The sequence below is a fragment of the Nocardia sp. CDC519 genome, assembly GCF_059509835.1.
Map to the genome: position 1 here is coordinate 2,151,233 of NZ_CM183377.1, position 16,649 is coordinate 2,167,881.

Sequence of the window (16,649 nt, forward strand, 5' to 3'; positions counted from 1 at the left end):
CGGCGATCCGACCGGAACACCGGACCCGGCCGAGGTGCCGGGGCCGGTGGCCGCGTTGCGCGAGATCGGCTTCTGGCTCGAGCGCGAGCGCGCGAAACGCATCGGGTGCAGGCCTATCGGCGGGCCGCCGATATCGTCGCCGGGCTCAGCGAGGACGAACGCGCCGCCAGGCAGGCCGCGGGCAGCTGGCAGGAGCTGGCGGGCATCGGACCGAAGACGGCGGCCGTCATCGAGCAGGCGTACTCCGGTGTGGTGCCGCGGTACCTGACCGAGCTGCGGGCCGCCGCCGAACCGATCGGCATCGAGGGCAGGCCGCTGCGCCGGCTGCTGCGCGGTGACCTGCACACCCACTCCGACTGGTCCGACGGCGGCAGCCCGATCGCGGAGATGATGCGCACCGCCGCCGCGCTCGGCCACGAATACTGTGCGCTGACCGATCATTCGCCGCGACTGACCGTGGCCAACGGACTCTCGGCGCAACGACTGCGGCGTCAGCTCGACGTGATCGCCGAACTCAATGCCGAACTCGCGCCGTTTCGCATCCTCACCGGCATCGAGGTCGACATCCTCGACGACGGCAGCCTCGATCAGGACCCCGCCCTGCTCGATGAGCTGGATATCGTTGTGGCCAGCGTGCATTCGCGGCTGCGCGACGACCGCGAGACCATGACCAAACGCATGGTCTACGCCGTCGCCAATCCACTGGTCGATGTGCTCGGCCACTGCACCGGCCGGCTGGTGCTCGGCGGGCGCGGCACCCGGCCGGAATCGGATTTCGACGCCGAACTGGTCTTCGAGGCGTGCCGGCGATTCGGCACCGCGGTCGAGATCAACAGCAGGCCGGAACGGCAGGATCCGCCGAGCCGGTTGATGCGGCTCGCGGTCGAGATCGGTTGTGAATTCGCCATCGACACCGATGCGCACGCGCCCGGCCAATTGGATTGGCAAGGCTACGGTTGTGCCCGTGCCGTCGCCAACGAGGTGCCACCCGAACGTGTCATCAATACCCGGCCGGTGGACGAATTGCTGGCCTGGACGCGGCAAACCGGGGCCTGATCGCGCGCGGAGTTTGATTAACTGTTGGCGAACATTTCGGCCGACGCTGGTGAATTGCGCCGGGCGCGGCCGAAAATGATTGCCATGCATTCTCGTTGGGGAGGGACAGTTCAGTGGGCGGTTTTCCGCTAGAGATCGTGCTCGCGCTCATCGGTATCGCGGTGCCGGTCGGGGCCTTCCTCTGGGAGTTCGTCTTCGTCGGGCGCAAACAGCTCGGCTATCGAGTGCAGATGGATACGCCGGTCACCGGTGAGATCGAATCGGTGTTTCCCGGTGTACTGCCCCAGTTGCGCCCGCAGGCCGACGGGGCGAGTCCCGATCTGAAAGACCTGTCGGTGGTCCTGATGCGGATCGAGAACAGCGGTGCCACCTCGCTCGACAGTGCCGACTACGGCGTTCCCGACAACGGTCGCGCCGGGCTGCACCTGCGGTTCCCGCAGCGGCGGGTGATCGGTATGGCCGTCACCGAACTCAGCGATCCCGCGCTCGGCGATCTGCTCGAACCGGATTCGGGTATCGCGGTGCGGGAGACTTCCGACAATGTCGGGATCATCGACCTGCCCCGGGTGCCGCTGAACCGGGCCGATCACTACAAGATCCTGGCCATCCTGCAGCGGTCGGCAGGCACGGGGGAGTATCCGCCGCCGCGGTTGCAGGGCATGATCAAGGGCGGCCGGGTCACCGAAACCCGCAGCCAGACCGGCATTCCGTTGTTCATGATCGCGCTCATCGCGTTTCTGGTGGTGGTGATCGTCGCGCAATTCATCGTCGCGGCGGTCGAACGGGGGAAGGCGCCGCTCGGATGCGCCGACGGAAAGCTGACGGTGGTCGGGTCGACCGCGTTCGAACAGGTGATTCGCCAGGCGGCCGACGTCTATAAACACAGCTGCCGTGGCGCCACCTTCGAATTCGCCTTCGAGGGCAGCGAACCGGGCATGAACCGGCTGGAATCGGAGGGCAACGACAATCCGGGGCTGCTCGCGATCGCGGACGGCCCGATGGGGCTGGATTATCCGGAGCTGGTGGAGCGGCCGCTGGCCCTCTCGCTGTTCAGCGTGATCGTGCACCCCGGAACGAAGGTCCGGCATCTGACCGTCGAGCAGATCCGCGATCTGTACGCCGGGCGGGTGCGGAACTGGAGCGAGCTGGGTGGGGCGGATCTGCCGGTGCGGCTGATCAACCGGCATCCGGGCTCGGGGACGCGGCGAACCTTCGAGACCCGGCTGCTCGACGGCGAGCAGCCGCCCGCCCGCGATGCCACCTGCCGGGAGATCCGCCGCGAGCCCGGCCCCGGCCGCTGCGATGTGGCCGTCACCAAGGACATGCTCGCCGCGGTGGCGGAGACGCCCGGCGCCGTCGGCTACGCCGAGCACGCCGACGCCGCCGAATCCACGCAGGTCGCGACGGTGACCATCAACGGCCAGCAGGCCACCCGGGAGGCGGCCGCCAACCGCGTCTACCCGTTCTGGGGTATCGAGTACGCCTACAGCTACGGCGATTTCGCGCCCGGCTCGCTGGGTGCGAGCTTCCTGCGGTTCCTCACCGAAGCCGGCGGGGAAGACGTGATCCGGGCCGCCGGGAACATGCCGTGCCGGGATCTGGCCTACCCGTCGATGTGCCGCCCGTTCCCGTGAGTTCGATGGCCGGACCTGTCGGTGGGGACGGCCATAATCGTCGACCATGCGGGAGTTGTCGTTACGTGAGTTGAACCGGACGTTGCTGGTGCGGCAGCGGCTGGCCGAACGCGTCGACGACGCGCCGCTCGAGGTGATCCGGCATCTGGTGGCGGTGCAGGGGCAGGAACCGAACTGGCCCTATGTAGGGCTGTGGGCGCGGGTCGACGGATTCCGGCACGCCGATCTCGAAGGGCTGCTGCGGGGCCAGGAAGTGGTGCGTTCCACCATGATCCGGCGCACCATGCACCTGGCCACCACCGAGGACTACCGCTGGCTGCGCCCCACGATGCAGCCGTGGGTCGAGTCGTTGCTGAAAGCGGCCTACTACCGCGACGAGATCGAAGGGATCGACCTCACCGCCCTGGCCGCGCACGGCAGACGCCTGCTCACCGGGCGCATGCTCGCGCGCGGTGAACTCGGCGCGCTGCTCGCCGAACACTTCCCCGACCGGCACACCCGCCGCCTCGCCGACACCGTCGAGGTGCTGGTTCCGCTGGCACACAGCGCGGAGACGGGGGCGTGGGGCCGCTGGCGCAATCGCTACGTCACCGTCGGTCTTGCCGACGAATGGATCGGCGCACCGCTCGCCGAGGCCGACCTCGACACCCTCGTGCTGCGCTACCTTGCCGCCTTCGGTCCTGCGACGGTCGCCGATATCCAGGCGTGGTCCGGCACCACCCGGCTCGCCGCGGTGATCGCCCGCCTGCGTCCGCGGTTGCGGGTCTTGCGGGACGAGGAGGGCCGCGAGCTCTTCGACGTCCCGGATGCCCCCATTGCCGCCGGCGACCTCCCCGCCCCGGTCCGCTTCCTGCCCGCGTTCGACAACGCGCTGCTCGGACACAAGGACCGGCGGCGCGTGATCGCCGAAGCGGACCGCCGCCGCACCGCCAAGGAAGCATCCGCCGGGATCCCGGCCTACCTGGTCGACGGTTTCGTGCACGGACGATGGCTGCTGGACGGTGCCACGATCCGGATCGTGCCGTGGCATCCGTTCACCGCCGCCACCGAGCAGTCAGTGCTCGATGAAGCCGCCGCGCTGATCGCGTTCATCCTGCCGGGAGGAACCGGCGAGATCGTCATCGACCGGTCGGAGCTGAACGGCTCGTGAGTGCGGCGAGCGAGCACCGCCCGCCCGGACGACCCGGACGGGCGGGCGGCGGAACCGCTCGGGGGTGGACGGCCCCCGAGCGTCTGCCGGTCAGCTCGGGAACGGGTAGGTGCGGTCCAGGTCGAGATTGAGTTCCACGACGTCGACCCGTGGTTCGCCGAGGAAGCCGAGGGTCCGGCTGTCGGTGTTGGCGTCGACCAGGGCGCGTACCTGGGCCTCGGTGATATGCCTGGCGCCGGCGATCCGGGCGATCTGGATCTCGGCGTAGGCGGGGGAGATGTGCGGGTCGAGGCCGCTGCCGCTCGCGGTGACCGCGTCGGCGGGGACGGCGGGGGTATCGGGTGCGTCACCGCGGATGGGGACGATGCGGCCGATGGCGTAGTCGGCGCCCGGTTCGGCACATTCGACCGGGACACCCAGGTAACTGCTGACGAACGGCTCGGCAGGGCACAGTTCGTTGACGCTGACCACCCGGACCGGCGCGCTCACCTCGCCGGTGCCATCCCGCGGCCCGATCACCGACAGCACCGCGCCCACCCCGTCTTTCGTGCAGAACGGGCGGGAACCGTCGACCCCCTCACGGTCGGCGATCTCCTTGCTGCGGGCGCATACGGTGGTGAGCAGGCTGGTGCGGTCGGCGGTGTCCACGACGTCCTCGGGGCCGAGGTTGCTCGCGGAGCTGGACATGGGGTCGTAGCCGTCGCCCGCGGCGGACGGGCGGGACTGGAAGTACTGCGGCAGCGCGTTGCCGTCGGCGTCGGTGAACGATTGGCCGATCAGGCTGGAGCCGACCAGTTTTCCGTCCGCGTACAGCAGCGAACCGTCGGCCTTGCCGTTCAATCCGGGCAGCTGGCCTGCCGCGAACACGGCGAGCGGATAGGCGATCCCGGTGATGGCGGTCAGTACGAGCAGCGCCCGCACCGCGGCCAGATGCTGGCGGATCCAGGTGGCTTTCCGCATCGAGAACACAGACATATCAGGACATCCCGGGGAAGAGGTGGACCACGAGGTCGATGAGTTTGATGCCGGCGAACGGCGCGATGATGCCGCCGAGGCCATAGACCAGCAGGTTGCGGCTCAACAGTGCGGAAGCATTGCTCGGCCGGTACTTCACCCCGCGCAACGCCAGTGGAATCAACGCGACGATCACCAGGGCGTTGAAGATGACCGCCGACAGGATCGCCGACTGCGGACTCGCCAGCCGCATGATGTTGAGCGCGTCCAAGCCGGGGAACAGCGAGACGAACAGCGCCGGAATGATCGCGAAGTACTTGGCGATGTCGTTGGAGATGGAGAAGGTCGTCAGCGCGCCGCGGGTGATGAGCAGCTGCTTGCCGATCTCCACGATCTCGATCAGTTTGGTCGGATCCGAATCCAGATCGACCATATTGCCGGCTTCCTTGGCGGCCGAGGTGCCGGTGTTCATCGCCAGTCCCACATCGGCTTGGGCCAGCGCAGGGGCGTCGTTGGTGCCGTCACCGGTCATGGCCACCAGCCTGCCGCCGTCCTGCTCCTTCTTGATCAGCGCGAGTTTGTCCTCCGGGGTGGCCTCGGCGAGGAAATCGTCCACGCCTGCCTCGTCGGCGATGACCTTGGCGGTGAGCGGATTGTCGCCGGTGATCATCACCGTGCGGATGCCCATCCGGCGCATCTCGTCGAAACGTTCCCGCATGCCATGCTTGACCACGTCCTTGAGATGGATCACGCCGAGCAGGCGGGCCTGGCCGCCGGCGAGCTCGCCCACCACCAGCGGTGTGCCACCGGAGGCGGAAATGCCGTCGACGATCGCGCCGACCTCGTCGGGAACCGAACCACCATGGCCCCGAACCCATTCGGTCACCGCCGACGCCGCACCCTTGCGCAGGCTGCGCCCGTCGGCGAGATCCACGCCCGACATGCGGGTCTGCGCGGTGAACTCCACCCAGCTCGCCCCGGTCAGCTCACCGGGCGTGCGTTCGCGTTTACCGTAGGCCTGCTTGGTGAACACGACGATCGAGCGGCCCTCCGGCGTCTCGTCGGCGAGGCTGGACAGCTGCGCGGCATCGGCGAGCGCGTCGGCGGAGACGCCTGGCATCGCGACGAAATCCGCGGCCTGCCGATTACCGAGAGTGATGGTGCCGGTCTTGTCCAGCAGCAGTGTGTTCACATCGCCTGCCGCCTCCACCGCGCGTCCGGACATGGCCAGCACATTGCGCTGTACCAGCCGGTCCATGCCCGCGATCCCGATGGCCGACAGCAGTGCACCGATGGTGGTGGGAATCAGGCAGACCAGCAGCGACACCAGCACGATCCCGGTGATCCCGTGCGCGTCCAGCGCCGCGCTGTCGGGAACGCCCGGATTGTTCGACTTGGCGAAGATCGCCATCGGCTGCAAGGTCGCCACCGCGAACACGAAGATGATCGTCAACGCGGCGAGCAGGATGTTCAGCGCGATCTCGTTCGGCGTCTTCTGCCTGCTCGCGCCCTCGACCAGCGCGATCATCTTGTCGATGAAGCTCGCGCCCGGTTCCTGGGTGATCTCGACGACAATGCGATCCGACAGCACCGTGGTGCCGCCGGTGACCGCCGAACGGTCGCCGCCGGATTCCCGGATGACGGGCGCGGATTCGCCGGTGATGGCCGATTCGTCCACCGAGGCGATGCCTTCGACGACGTCGCCGTCGCCGGGAATCACCTCACCCGCCTCGACCACCACGTAATCGCCGCGGCGCAGCTGCGGTGCGGCGACCCGCTCCTCGGTGACCCGGGCACCGGGCGTCCAGCCCGGCAACCGGCGGGCGACGGTATCGGTTTTGGCCTTGCGCAGCGTATCGGCCTGCGCCTTGCCGCGCCCTTCGGCGACGGCTTCGGCGAGATTGGCGAACAGCACGGTCAGCCACAACCACGCCACGATGGCCCAGCCGAAGAAACTCGGGTCCGCGAGCGCGAGCACGGTCGACCAGACCGCGCCCACCTCGACGATCAGCATGACCGGATTGCGCCACATCGTCCGTGGATCGAGTTTGCGCAGTGCTTCGGGCAGCGAGGACAGCAGCAGCCCCGGGTCGAGCACACCGCGCGGCACCGCGCGTTTCGCGGTCGGGGCCGGAGCGGGGCCGGGGGTTTCGGTGACAGAGGTGGTCATCAGTGGATTCCTTCGGCGAGCGGCCCGAGCGCGAGGGCGGGCAGGAAGGTGAGCGCGACCAGGATCAGCGTCACCCCGGCGACCATTCCGACGAATTGCGGACGGTGGGTCGGCAGCGTGCCGATCGAGGCGGGGGTGCTGCCCTGGCGGGCCAGTGCACCGGCGAGCGCGAGCACGAGAATGATCGGCAGGAACCGGCCGAACAGCATGGCGAGACCGAGTGCGGTGTTGTACCACTCGGTGTTGCCGGTGAGGCCGGCGAAGGCCGAGCCGTTGTTGTTGGCGGCGGAGGTGAACGCGTAGAGCACTTCCGAGAATCCGTGCGGCCCCGCGTTGAGCATGCTCGCGCGTTGTCCCGGCATCGCCATCGCGAGCGCCGTGCCCACCAGCACGATCAGCGGGCTCACCAGGAAATACGCTGCGGCCAGCTTGATTTCGCGCGGCGTGATCTTCTTGCCGAGGTATTCCGGTGTGCGCCCGACCATCAGCCCGGCCACGAACACCGTGATCACCGCAAGGATGAGCATGCCGTACAGGCCTGCGCCCACTCCGCCCGGCGCGACCTCGCCGAGCTGCATGTTGAACATGGTCATCAGGCCGCCGAGGCTGGTGTAGGAATCGTGGAAGGAGTTCACCGCACCGGTCGAGGTCAACGTGGTCGACGCCGCGAAGGTGGCCGAATTCGCTACGCCGAAGCGCTGTTCCACACCCTCCATCGACGCCCCGATCGCCGTCGGAACGGTGCCGTGGTGCTGGAGCTGGAACAGATTGGTCAGCGTCACGCTCGCGAGCGCGATCGTGCCCATCACCGCCACGATCGCATAACCCTGCTTGCGGCTGCCGACCATGCGCCCGAAGGTGCGCGGCAGCGAGAAGCTGATCACCAGGATCAGGAAGATCTCCAGCCAGTTGGTCCAGGTGGCCGGATTCTCGAACGGATGCGAGGAATTGGCGTTGTAGAAGCCGCCGCCGTTGGTGCCGAGTTCCTTGATGACCTCCTGGCCGGCCACCGGACCGCCGGGAATGGTCTGCTCGCCGCCCGCGATCGTCTGCGCGAGCTGATCGTGCACGTGGAAATTCTGGATCGCGCCGCCGGCGATCAGCACGATCGCCGAGACGAACGCGATCGGCAGCAGGATGCGCAGCGTGCCGCGCACCAGATCGACCCAGAAATTGCCCAGATCACCGGTGTGCCTGCGGGCGAATCCGCGCACCAGCGCCACCGCTACCGCCATACCGACGGCCGCGGAGACGAAGTTCTGCACCGCAAGACCCGCCACCTGCACCAGATGGCCCTGCGTCGATTCACCGGAGTAGTTCTGCCAGTTGGTATTGGTGACGAAGCTGACCGCGGTGTTCCAGGCCAGCGCCGGGGTCATCTCGGTGCCCGGATCGTTCAGATGCCATGGCAGCACGCCCTGGACCAGCTGGAATCCGAACAGCAGCAGCACACCGACCGCGGAGAACGCGAGCACGCTGCGCGCGTACACCGGCCAGGTCTGCTCGACCTCCGGCTGCACCCCGATCAGGCGATACACTCCGCGCTCGAAGCGCGAATGCCTGGTGCCGTTGTAGACGCGATACATGTAATCGCCGAGCGGCACGTGCACCAGCGCCAGCGCGACGATCAGGGACACGACGAACACGATCCCCGCGGTAGTGGTATTCACTAGAACCTCTCCGGGAACAGCAGCGCGGCCACCATGAACCCGGCCACCGCGACAGCGAGCACCAGGCCGACGAGATTGGCGATCACAGCCGCTCCACCCCTCGCTGGATCAGGCCGAGAATCGCGAAGAGCGCGATCGTCAGCACGGCGTACACCACCACAGACATCAGTTGCAGACCTCCTTCGCGCTTCGTTGGTGAAGCGCGCCGGAGATCGAGTCAAGCGCCCAGCAGGGTCCTCGAGGCCTTTCCTTACGACTTCTTGGCGCCGATAGGCTGGGCTTTTGCGCTCTGTTGACACCACCTCATCCGGTCACCCGGAAGGAAGCTGTCAAAGACGACGGCCAGGCCGTAAGGAGACCGTAAAGACGCGGCTCGCGCCCGAAACGCGCGGTAGAAGTGGGACACCGGCCAGTCGGAATCCCGCACGCGACCGGTGCACAGGTTGTGGAAGGAGTCCTCGTGTCGGCTGTGACCGTTGCGGTCGTTTTCGGCTTCCTCTGTTGTGCGCTGATCCTTCGCATGATCAGCCTGCGACAGGAAGGCCGCCACCTGCGGGTGCTGCGTGTGCGCCCCGCCCGAGCAGCGCGGGCGCCACGCGCGATGATGGACGAGTGAAGCGCGGGCATCTGCGGATCTACCTGGGCGCCGCGCCGGGAGTCGGCAAGACCTACGCCATGCTCGGCGAAGCGCACCGGCGGCTGGAACGCGGCCGCGATGTGGTGGCCGCCGTCGTCGAAACCCATGGCCGCGCCAAGACCGCCGCGTTGCTGGACGGCATCGAGCGGATTCCGCCGAAGATCATCGAATACCGTGGCACCGCATTCCAGGAACTCGACGTCGCGGCGGTGCTGCGCCGCGCGCCCGCGGTGGTGCTGGTCGACGAGCTCGCCCACACCAACGCACCGGGCAGCACGAACGAGAAACGCTGGCAGGACATCGAGGAACTGCTCGATGCCGGCATCGACGTGATCTCCACGGTCAATGTGCAGCATTTGGAAAGCCTCAATGACGTCGTCGAGCAGATCACCGGCATCCAGCAGCGCGAAACCGTGCCGGACGCGGTGGTGCGCGGCGCCGAACAGGTCGAACTGGTCGATATCACCCCGGAGGCGCTGCGCCGCAGGATGTCGCACGGCAACGTCTACGCCGCCGAGAAGGTCGACGCCGCGCTGCGCAACTACTTCCGGCCGGGCAACCTCACCGCGCTGCGGGAACTGGCACTGCTGTGGCTGGCCGATCAGGTCGACGCCGCGCTGGCCAAATACCGGGCCGATCACCGGATCACCGAACTGTGGGAGGCCCGCGAGCGGGTGGTGGTCGCGGTGACCGGCGGTCCGGAATCGGAGACCATCGTGCGGCGGGCCGGCCGGATCGCAACCAAGTCCAGCGCCGATCTGGTCGTGGTGCATGTGGTGCGCGGTGACGGCCTGGCCGGGGTATCGACCGCGCGGCTGGCCAGGTTGCGCGAACTCGCGGCCAGCCTCGACGCGTCGCTGCACACCGTGACCGGCGAGGACGTGCCCGCGGCGCTGCTGGAATTCGCCCGCGAGGTCAATGCCACCCAGCTCGTGCTCGGCACCTCACGTCGTTCCCGCTGGGCGCGCATCTTCGACGAGGGCATCGGCTCCGCGGTGGTGCAGCAGTCCGGCAAGATCGACGTCCACATGGTGACCCATGAGGAAGCCAACCGGGGCTTGCGCAGGTCCAGGGCCATGCTGCGGCGCCCGGTCTGGGCCTGGCTGGCAGCGCTGGTCGTGCCGGTGCTGGTGTGTGCGATCGGTGCCTGGTTCCTCGACGGCGCGCTCGAATTGGGTGGGCTCAGCGCGATGTTCTTCGTCGCGGTGGTGCTGGTGTCGCTGCTGGGCGGTGTGTTGCCCGCCGCGATGTCGGCGTTGCTGTCGGGTGTGCTGCTGAACTGGTTTTTCGCTGAACCGCGCTACAGCCTCACCGTCAACGAACCCGACAGTATTTTCACCATCGCGGTACTGCTCATCGTCGCGGTGGCGATGGCCGCGCTGGTGGACCGGGCGGCCGCACGAAGCAGGCAGGCACGCAAGGCTTCCCGGCAGGCCGAGCTGCTGACCGTCTTCGCCGGTGCGGTGCTGCACGGCGCGGATCTGCCGAAGCTGCTGGAACAGGTCAGGGAGACCTACGGCATGCGGGCGGTGGCGCTGGTCGCGGGGGAGCAGGTGCTGGCCGCCGTAGGCGCCGAGCCACCCGCCCACCCGGATCAGGCCGACACCACCATCGAAGCCGGCGATACGGTGCACCGGTTGTTGCTGGCCGGGCACCCACTGGCCGCCGGGGACCGCCCGGTGCTGACCGCGGTGGCCAATCAGGCCGTCGGACTGGTACGGCAGGCGCGGCTGGCCGAGGAAGCGGGCGCGGCGGCGGCACTGCTGGAAGCCGACCGGCTGCGGCGAGCGCTGTTGTCGGCGGTCAGCCACGACCTGCGCACCCCGCTGGCGGGAGCGAAGGCGGCGGTGTCGAGCCTGCGCTCCGATGACGTCGAGTTCTCGCCCGAGGACACCGCGGAACTGCTGGAGACCGTGGAGGAATCGGTGGACCAGCTCACCGCGCTGGTCGGCAACCTGCTGGATTCCTCGCGGCTGGCGGTCGGGGTGGTCTCGCCGCAGCTGCGGCAGGTGTATCTGGACGAGGTGGTGCATCGCGCGCTCGTCGGCGTCGGCATGGGTGCGCGCGGGCTGCGACGGGCGGCGATGGACCGGGTCGAGGTCGAGGTGGACGCCCTGTCGGTGCGCGCCGACGGCGGCCTGCTCGAACGGGTCCTGGCCAACCTCATCGACAACGCACTGCGCCACTCCACCCCTGGTACACCGATCCGGATCACCGCCGAACGCGACGGCGGCAAGGTCGCCATCGCCGTGGTCGATATCGGGCCTGGCATACCGGCCGGCGCCGAAGAGCAGCTGTTCGAACCGTTCCAGCGGCTCGGCGACCGGGACAACACCACCGGCGTCGGGCTCGGGCTGTCGGTGGTGCGTGGATTCGTCGAAGCGATGGGTGGCACGGTGCATGCCGAACCGACGCCCGGTGGTGGGCTGACCATGCTCGTCGAACTGCCGGCCGGCGAGGACGCGGCCCCGGCGCAGCACGCGGTGCGCGACAGCGACGCTCCCGGTGCGCGCCCGGCGACAATGGACGCGGCGGGCCGATCGCGCGGCGACGATCCGGCCCAGGGCAGCGACCGCGCCGAGGTGACGTGAGCAGCACCGCCGCCGTCCGCACGCACCGGGGCTCCCGGTGCCTCCGACTCGACCAGGAAGCGCGATGACCGACAAGTTGCCCGACGCGATCGCCACCAAGGTTCTGGTGGTCGACGACGAACCGCAGATCGTGCGTGCCCTGCGCATCAACCTGTCCGTGCGCGGATACGAGGTCTTCACCGCGGGCACCGGGACGGCCGCGCTGCGGGTGGCCGCGGACCGGCATCCGGATGTGGTGATCCTCGACCTCGGGCTGCCGGATATGGACGGCATCGATGTGCTGGCCGGCCTGCGCGGCTGGACCTCGGCGCCGGTGATCGTGCTGTCGGCGCGCACCGACTCCTCCGACAAGGTCGAGGCGCTCGACGCCGGCGCCGACGACTACGTCACCAAGCCGTTCGGCATGGACGAACTGCTGGCACGGCTGCGCGCGGCCGTGCGGCGCGGCGCCACCGACGGCGACTCCGGCGACCCGGTGGTGGTGACCGCCTCCTTCACCGTCGACCTCGCGGCGAAGAAGGTCACCAAGAACGGCGCCGACGTGCATCTGACGCCCACCGAATGGGGCATGCTGGAGATGCTGGTGCGCCATCGCGGCAAGCTGGTGGGGCGGCGTGAACTGCTGCGCGAGGTGTGGGGTCCGTCCTATGCCACCGAGACCCACTATCTACGCGTCTACCTCGCTCAGCTGCGGCGCAAGCTCGAAGACGATCCCTCGCGGCCCAAGCATCTGCTCACCGAAGCGGGTATGGGCTACCGCTTCCAGGAATGAGCGCGCGGGCCCCGATGTTGGCAGGCGTGCATCGCCCCCGAACCGAGATGGCAGGATCGTGCCCATGGCTGAACACACCGCCGCACCCGTGACCGACACCGCCGCACCCGTGGGCACCACCGCGTCCACGAACAACGCCGCACCCGGATCGACCACCCTGTGGGTCGAGCGCACCGGCACCCGGCGCTACACCGGCCGCAGCTCGCGCGGGGCCGAGGTGCTGATCGGATCGGAGAACGTGCCGGGCGTGTTCACCCCGGGTGAGCTGCTGAAGATCGCGCTCGCCGCCTGCTCCGGGCTCAGCTCGGACTTCCCGCTCTCGCGCCGGCTCGGCGACAACTACGACGCCACCATCCGCGTCTCGGGTGCCGCCGATCGCGAGAACGAGGTCTACCCGCAGCTCGACGAGGTCTTCGAACTCGACCTCAGCGAACTCGACCCCGAAGCTCGTGAGCGGCTGCTGGTCACCGTGCAGCGCGCCATCGACAAGGTGTGCACCGTCGGGCGCACCCTGAAGGCGGGCACCAACGTCACCCTGTCGTTCGATATCGACACCGCCGACTGATGCCGGACGATCCGCAGGTTCGCCTCAGCGCGTGGGTGCACGGCCTGGTGCAGGGCGTGGGCTTTCGCTGGTGGACCCGTTCGCGCGCATTGGAACTCGGCCTCACCGGGCACGCAACCAATGCCCGCGACGGGCGGGTGCACGTCGTCGCGGAGGGTCCGAAAGCCGCCTGCGAACGACTGCTGGCGCTGCTTCGCGGCGGCGAAACACCCGGCCGTGTCACCCTGGTGGTGGAGAACTGGGAGCCCGCGCGCGGCGATCTGAACGGATTCGAGGAGCGCTAGATCGACCGGGCGGGGAGGAGAGCATAGATGAGCGACACTCCGAATACTGCGGGCGGACCCGAGGACGGGCGTGCGGGCGGTGACGCCGAGCAGGGCCCGTCCGGGATGCCGGAACCGTCGCAGCCGCCCGCTCAGCCGGAACCCGGCCGCCCGGGGCCGGAGCAGCACTCCGACCACCCGGAGTCCGGGCGGCCTTCGCTGTCCAAGCCGTCGGGACCGCAGCCGTCGCCCGGCCCGGCTCCCCGTCCCGGCAGCATCAGCCGCCAGGAACCCGGCGTGACCCAGCCGCGCCCTCCCACTGTGGCCGAGGCCCGGGCCAGGGACAAAGCCCGCAGGAAGGCCGAGGCCGAGGCGCAGGCCGCGGCCGCCCGCGAGGAAGCGGCTCGGCGCACCCGCAAGCGCGTGATGATCGGCGGCGCCGCTGTGGTCGGCGTGGCGGCCCTGGTCGGCGGCGGTTATCTGGCCTACCGGGCGGTGGCCGCGCCGGACCGGGTCACCGCCTACTGCACCGTCATCGACGACAACGGCAAGGAGACCGTGGTCGAGGACGATCGCTGCGGCCGGGCGAGCTCGGCAGGCCATGCCGGCGTCGGCGGGATCTTCATCTACAACGGCATGCAGTACCGCTATTACTACGGCGGCAACAACACCGTCGGCCAACCGCCCACCGGCGGAACCACGGTCAAACCCAAGGGCGCGGAGATCACCACCAAGAGCGGCACCGTCATCCAGCGCGGTGGCCTCGGCAGCAAATCGGGCGGAGGTTCCTGATGCGGCGGGTCCGCGACACCCCGCGTCCCGGCTGGCAGCAGATCACCGAGGACCAGGGCCTCGTCTATGGTGCGCCGGGCCGCGACGCCAGCGGTAACCCGCGGCCGTACTGGGACGAATCGGTGCACTACGAGTTCGAGATGGACGAGATCCTCGCGCTGGAAGCCGATGTCGAACTGCTGCATTCGATGTGCCTGCACGCCGTGGAACACGTCGTGCTCACCGAGCGCTTCGGCGATTTCGGCCTGCCCGAATGGAGTTGGGGGCCGATCGCCGAATCCTGGCGTCGTGGCGACCCGTATGTCTACGGCCGCTTCGACCTGCGCTACGACGCGCGGCGCCCGGCCAAGCTGCTCGAGTACAACGCCGACACCCCGACCTCACTGCTGGAAGCGGCGATCGTGCAGTGGCATTGGCTCACCGATCGCTATCCCGGTGGGGATCAATGGAATTCGCTGCACGAAAAGCTGGTGCAACGCTGGACTGACCTGCGCGACGCGCTGCCCGGTGCGCATCTGCACTTCACCTGGTCCGGTGCCGACGCCACCGGCGAGGACAACGTCACCACCGCCTACATGCAGGAAACCGCCGCCGAGGCCGGCTTCGACACCATCGCACTGCCCATCGAGGAAGTCGGTTACGACACCGAACTGGACCGGTTCGTGGATCTGGCCGAGGCGCCGATCGAGGCGATCTTCAAGCTGTATCCGTGGGAATGGGTGCTCGACGACGAATTCGGTAAGCGAGTGGTCGACTCGCTGCCCGAGACCGCATGGATCGAACCGCTGTGGAAGACCCTGCTCAGCAACAAGGCGATTTTGGCCGTGCTGTGGGAGATGTATCCCGGCCACCCGAACCTGTTGCCCGCCTATCTCGATCAGCCGAATGAGCTCACCGAATACATCCGCAAACCCAAGCTCGGCCGCGAGGGCGCGAATATGACGATCGTCGGTGCCGGTCTGGAAACCGCCACCGGCGGGGTGTACGGCGAGGAAGGTTACGTCTACCAACTGCTCGATCCGCTGCCCGTCTTCGATGACATGCGTCCGGTGCTGGGTACCTGGGTGGTCGGCGACGAAGCGGCGGGACTAGGTATCCGGGAGACCGCGGGCCTGATCACCGACGACGGCGCTGCCTTCGTACCGCATCGGATCAGCACCGAATAGATTGCGTGGGCGCACCGCGCTCGCATTCGACGTCCCTCGGAAGGATCACGATGACCGCTCTGGCCCTCGATTCGAGCTACTGGAGTTCGCTGGCGGACGGCGTGGGGGCCATCCTGCTCTACGCCGTCGTCGGCTTGGTGCTGATGGTGATCGGCTTCTACGGCATCGATCTCACCACTCCTGGCCGGCTGCGGGCACTGGTGGCGGAGGGCAGGCCCAATGCCATCGTGGTGACCGCCGCGGGCATGATCAGCATGGCGTTCATCGTGGTCCTCGCGATCTTCTCGGCGGGTGGCAGGCTGCTGGAGGGTTTGATCGCGGCGGCGGTCTTCGGGCTGGTCGGCATCATCGCGCAGATCGTCTCGGTGCGGGTGGTGGAGAAGGCGATCGGCATCGATATCGGTGCGGTCATGCACGCGGACCGGTTCGCCATCGAAGCGCTGATCGTGGCGGCCGCGCATTTCGCGCTGGGTCTGGTCGTCGCCTTCGCCATTCTCTGATCGCAGCTGACGGCTCGGGTCGTCGCGGCGACCCTTGACATTCCACTGTGGAAGGCGCATTCTAGGTGCGTATTCCACAGTGGAATGTGGCTCGATCGTTCGCATGCGGGCCCTGTCATGAGGAGCAGCTATGGACATCTCGCCGGGTACCCGCGCTTCCGACGCCGAACGCGCCCAGACCGCGGAGTTGCTGAGCAGGCATCTCGCCGACGGCAGGCTCGACCTCGCCGAGTACGACCAGCGCGTGGCGACGGTGTGGGCCACCACCACCCGCGATGACCTCGCCCTGGTGCTCTCGGACCTGCCGAAGCTGCCGAAGGTGCGCGCCGAGCAGCCGCAGCGGCCACGCATTCCGATCTGGCAGCGCATCGAAGCCGCCTCCTGGGTGTCGGTCAGCGTGCTGGTGCTGGTCATCTGGGGCACCATCTCGCTGGCAGCCGGCGAATTCACCTACCCGTGGCCGATCTGGGTGATCGGACCATGGGGTGCGGTGCTCGCTTTCCGCGCGCTCACCGGATTCGAATCCGGGCGGTCCTGCCGCTCGGCCTGACCGGGCAGCGGATGCTGCCGGTGTGCTGTACTGCCGCTTCGGCGGCCCGGCGCCGCCGGTGAAATGCCGGGGATTCGGCGGCCGGTGATTAGCCTGGGGTGGACCGCGCTCCGTCGCGGGCGGCTACCATGACTGGTCGCCGGATACGACGGGGCGGTGCCGGGCCAGTGCTCTCCACG

General features: G+C 68.5%; 14 protein-coding genes and 1 pseudogene. 12 read left to right on the plus strand and 3 right to left on the minus strand.

The window, feature by feature from the left end:
* Window positions 1-34: 34 nt before the first annotated feature.
* The 3 genes and pseudogenes from AC5W7N_RS09565 to AC5W7N_RS09575 all read left to right on the plus strand — a co-directional run bounded on the left by AC5W7N_RS09565 (window position 35) and on the right by AC5W7N_RS09575 (window position 3,840).
* Window positions 35-1,056 (plus strand): annotated as a pseudogene (locus AC5W7N_RS09565) (PHP domain-containing protein).
* Between the two features lie 113 nt (window positions 1,057-1,169).
* Window positions 1,170-2,690, plus strand: a complete 1,521-nt coding sequence (locus AC5W7N_RS09570; RefSeq protein WP_163811614.1) for a PstS family phosphate ABC transporter substrate-binding protein — start codon at window positions 1,170-1,172, stop codon at window positions 2,688-2,690.
* Between the two features lie 46 nt (window positions 2,691-2,736).
* Window positions 2,737-3,840, plus strand: coding sequence for a winged helix DNA-binding domain-containing protein (locus AC5W7N_RS09575; RefSeq protein WP_495923547.1), 1,104 nt, complete (start codon window positions 2,737-2,739; stop codon window positions 3,838-3,840).
* 90 nt (window positions 3,841-3,930) lie between these two features.
* Here the strand turns inward: AC5W7N_RS09575 and AC5W7N_RS09580 are convergent, their stop codons facing one another.
* From AC5W7N_RS09580 to kdpA, 3 genes are read right to left on the minus strand one after another with little or no spacing between them, the layout of a single operon-like run.
* Window positions 3,931-4,800: a potassium-transporting ATPase subunit C gene (locus AC5W7N_RS09580; protein WP_495924068.1), complete on the minus strand. Its 870-nt coding sequence runs from the start codon at window positions 4,798-4,800 to the stop codon at window positions 3,931-3,933.
* A gap of 16 nt (window positions 4,801-4,816) precedes the next feature.
* A complete protein-coding gene (gene kdpB / locus AC5W7N_RS09585; RefSeq protein WP_495923548.1) occupies window positions 4,817-6,964 on the minus strand; it encodes a potassium-transporting ATPase subunit KdpB in 2,148 nt (715 codons plus the stop codon).
* Window positions 6,964-8,634 carry a potassium-transporting ATPase subunit KdpA gene (gene kdpA, locus AC5W7N_RS09590; RefSeq protein WP_495923549.1) on the minus strand — a complete coding sequence of 557 codons (1,671 nt, stop codon included), beginning with the start codon at window positions 8,632-8,634 and terminating at the stop codon, window positions 6,964-6,966. The genes kdpB and kdpA overlap by 1 nt, the downstream gene beginning before the upstream one ends.
* Window positions 8,635-9,094: 460 nt before the next feature.
* Here kdpA and AC5W7N_RS09595 point away from each other — a divergent pair, with 460 nt between their 5' ends.
* From AC5W7N_RS09595 to AC5W7N_RS09635, 9 genes are all read left to right on the plus strand, one after another.
* Entirely contained in the window at window positions 9,095-9,250 is a 156-nt protein-coding gene (locus AC5W7N_RS09595; protein WP_194991478.1) for a hypothetical protein, read from the plus strand.
* Window positions 9,247-11,862, plus strand: a complete 2,616-nt coding sequence (locus AC5W7N_RS09600) for an ATP-binding protein (RefSeq protein WP_195007018.1) — start codon at window positions 9,247-9,249, stop codon at window positions 11,860-11,862. Before AC5W7N_RS09595 ends, AC5W7N_RS09600 begins: the two co-directional genes overlap by 4 nt.
* A gap of 64 nt (window positions 11,863-11,926) precedes the next feature.
* Window positions 11,927-12,634: a response regulator gene (locus AC5W7N_RS09605; protein WP_163811627.1), complete on the plus strand. Its 708-nt coding sequence runs from the start codon at window positions 11,927-11,929 to the stop codon at window positions 12,632-12,634.
* Window positions 12,635-12,698: 64 nt separating this feature from the next.
* A complete protein-coding gene (locus tag AC5W7N_RS09610) occupies window positions 12,699-13,199 on the plus strand; it encodes an OsmC family protein (protein ID WP_495923550.1) in 501 nt (166 codons plus the stop codon).
* Window positions 13,199-13,483, plus strand: coding sequence for an acylphosphatase (locus tag AC5W7N_RS09615; RefSeq protein WP_163811631.1), 285 nt, complete (start codon window positions 13,199-13,201; stop codon window positions 13,481-13,483). The genes AC5W7N_RS09610 and AC5W7N_RS09615 overlap by 1 nt, the downstream gene beginning before the upstream one ends.
* 27 nt (window positions 13,484-13,510) lie before the next feature.
* A complete protein-coding gene (locus AC5W7N_RS09620; RefSeq protein ID WP_228815117.1) occupies window positions 13,511-14,254 on the plus strand; it encodes a hypothetical protein in 744 nt (247 codons plus the stop codon).
* On the plus strand, window positions 14,254-15,420 hold the full coding sequence (locus tag AC5W7N_RS09625) for a glutathionylspermidine synthase family protein (protein WP_194990571.1): 1,167 nt from the start codon (window positions 14,254-14,256) through the stop codon (window positions 15,418-15,420). The genes AC5W7N_RS09620 and AC5W7N_RS09625 overlap by 1 nt, the downstream gene beginning before the upstream one ends.
* A gap of 50 nt (window positions 15,421-15,470) precedes the next feature.
* On the plus strand, window positions 15,471-15,920 hold the full coding sequence (locus AC5W7N_RS09630; protein ID WP_163811635.1) for a DUF350 domain-containing protein: 450 nt from the start codon (window positions 15,471-15,473) through the stop codon (window positions 15,918-15,920).
* Between the two features lie 130 nt (window positions 15,921-16,050).
* Entirely contained in the window at window positions 16,051-16,470 is a 420-nt protein-coding gene (locus AC5W7N_RS09635; protein WP_163811637.1) for a DUF1707 SHOCT-like domain-containing protein, read from the plus strand.
* Window positions 16,471-16,649 lie beyond the last annotated feature (179 nt).

What these genes read in the sequence shown, in the direction of transcription:
- AC5W7N_RS09575 (WP_495923547.1), top strand. Translation starts at nt 2,737, where the DNA reads ATGCGGGAGTTGTCGTTACGTGAGTTGAACCGGACGTTGCTGGTGCGG.
- AC5W7N_RS09580 (WP_495924068.1), bottom strand. Translation starts at nt 4,800, where the DNA reads ATGCGGAAAGCCACCTGGATCCGCCAGCATCTGGCCGCGGTGCGGGCG.
- kdpB (WP_495923548.1), bottom strand. Translation starts at nt 6,964, where the DNA reads ATGACCACCTCTGTCACCGAAACCCCCGGCCCCGCTCCGGCCCCGACC.
- AC5W7N_RS09605 (WP_163811627.1), top strand. Translation starts at nt 11,927, where the DNA reads ATGACCGACAAGTTGCCCGACGCGATCGCCACCAAGGTTCTGGTGGTC.
- AC5W7N_RS09610 (WP_495923550.1), top strand. Translation starts at nt 12,699, where the DNA reads ATGGCTGAACACACCGCCGCACCCGTGACCGACACCGCCGCACCCGTG.
- AC5W7N_RS09615 (WP_163811631.1), top strand. Translation starts at nt 13,199, where the DNA reads ATGCCGGACGATCCGCAGGTTCGCCTCAGCGCGTGGGTGCACGGCCTG.
- AC5W7N_RS09620 (WP_228815117.1), top strand. Translation starts at nt 13,511, where the DNA reads ATGAGCGACACTCCGAATACTGCGGGCGGACCCGAGGACGGGCGTGCG.
- AC5W7N_RS09625 (WP_194990571.1), top strand. Translation starts at nt 14,254, where the DNA reads ATGCGGCGGGTCCGCGACACCCCGCGTCCCGGCTGGCAGCAGATCACC.
- AC5W7N_RS09630 (WP_163811635.1), top strand. Translation starts at nt 15,471, where the DNA reads ATGACCGCTCTGGCCCTCGATTCGAGCTACTGGAGTTCGCTGGCGGAC.
- AC5W7N_RS09635 (WP_163811637.1), top strand. Translation starts at nt 16,051, where the DNA reads ATGGACATCTCGCCGGGTACCCGCGCTTCCGACGCCGAACGCGCCCAG.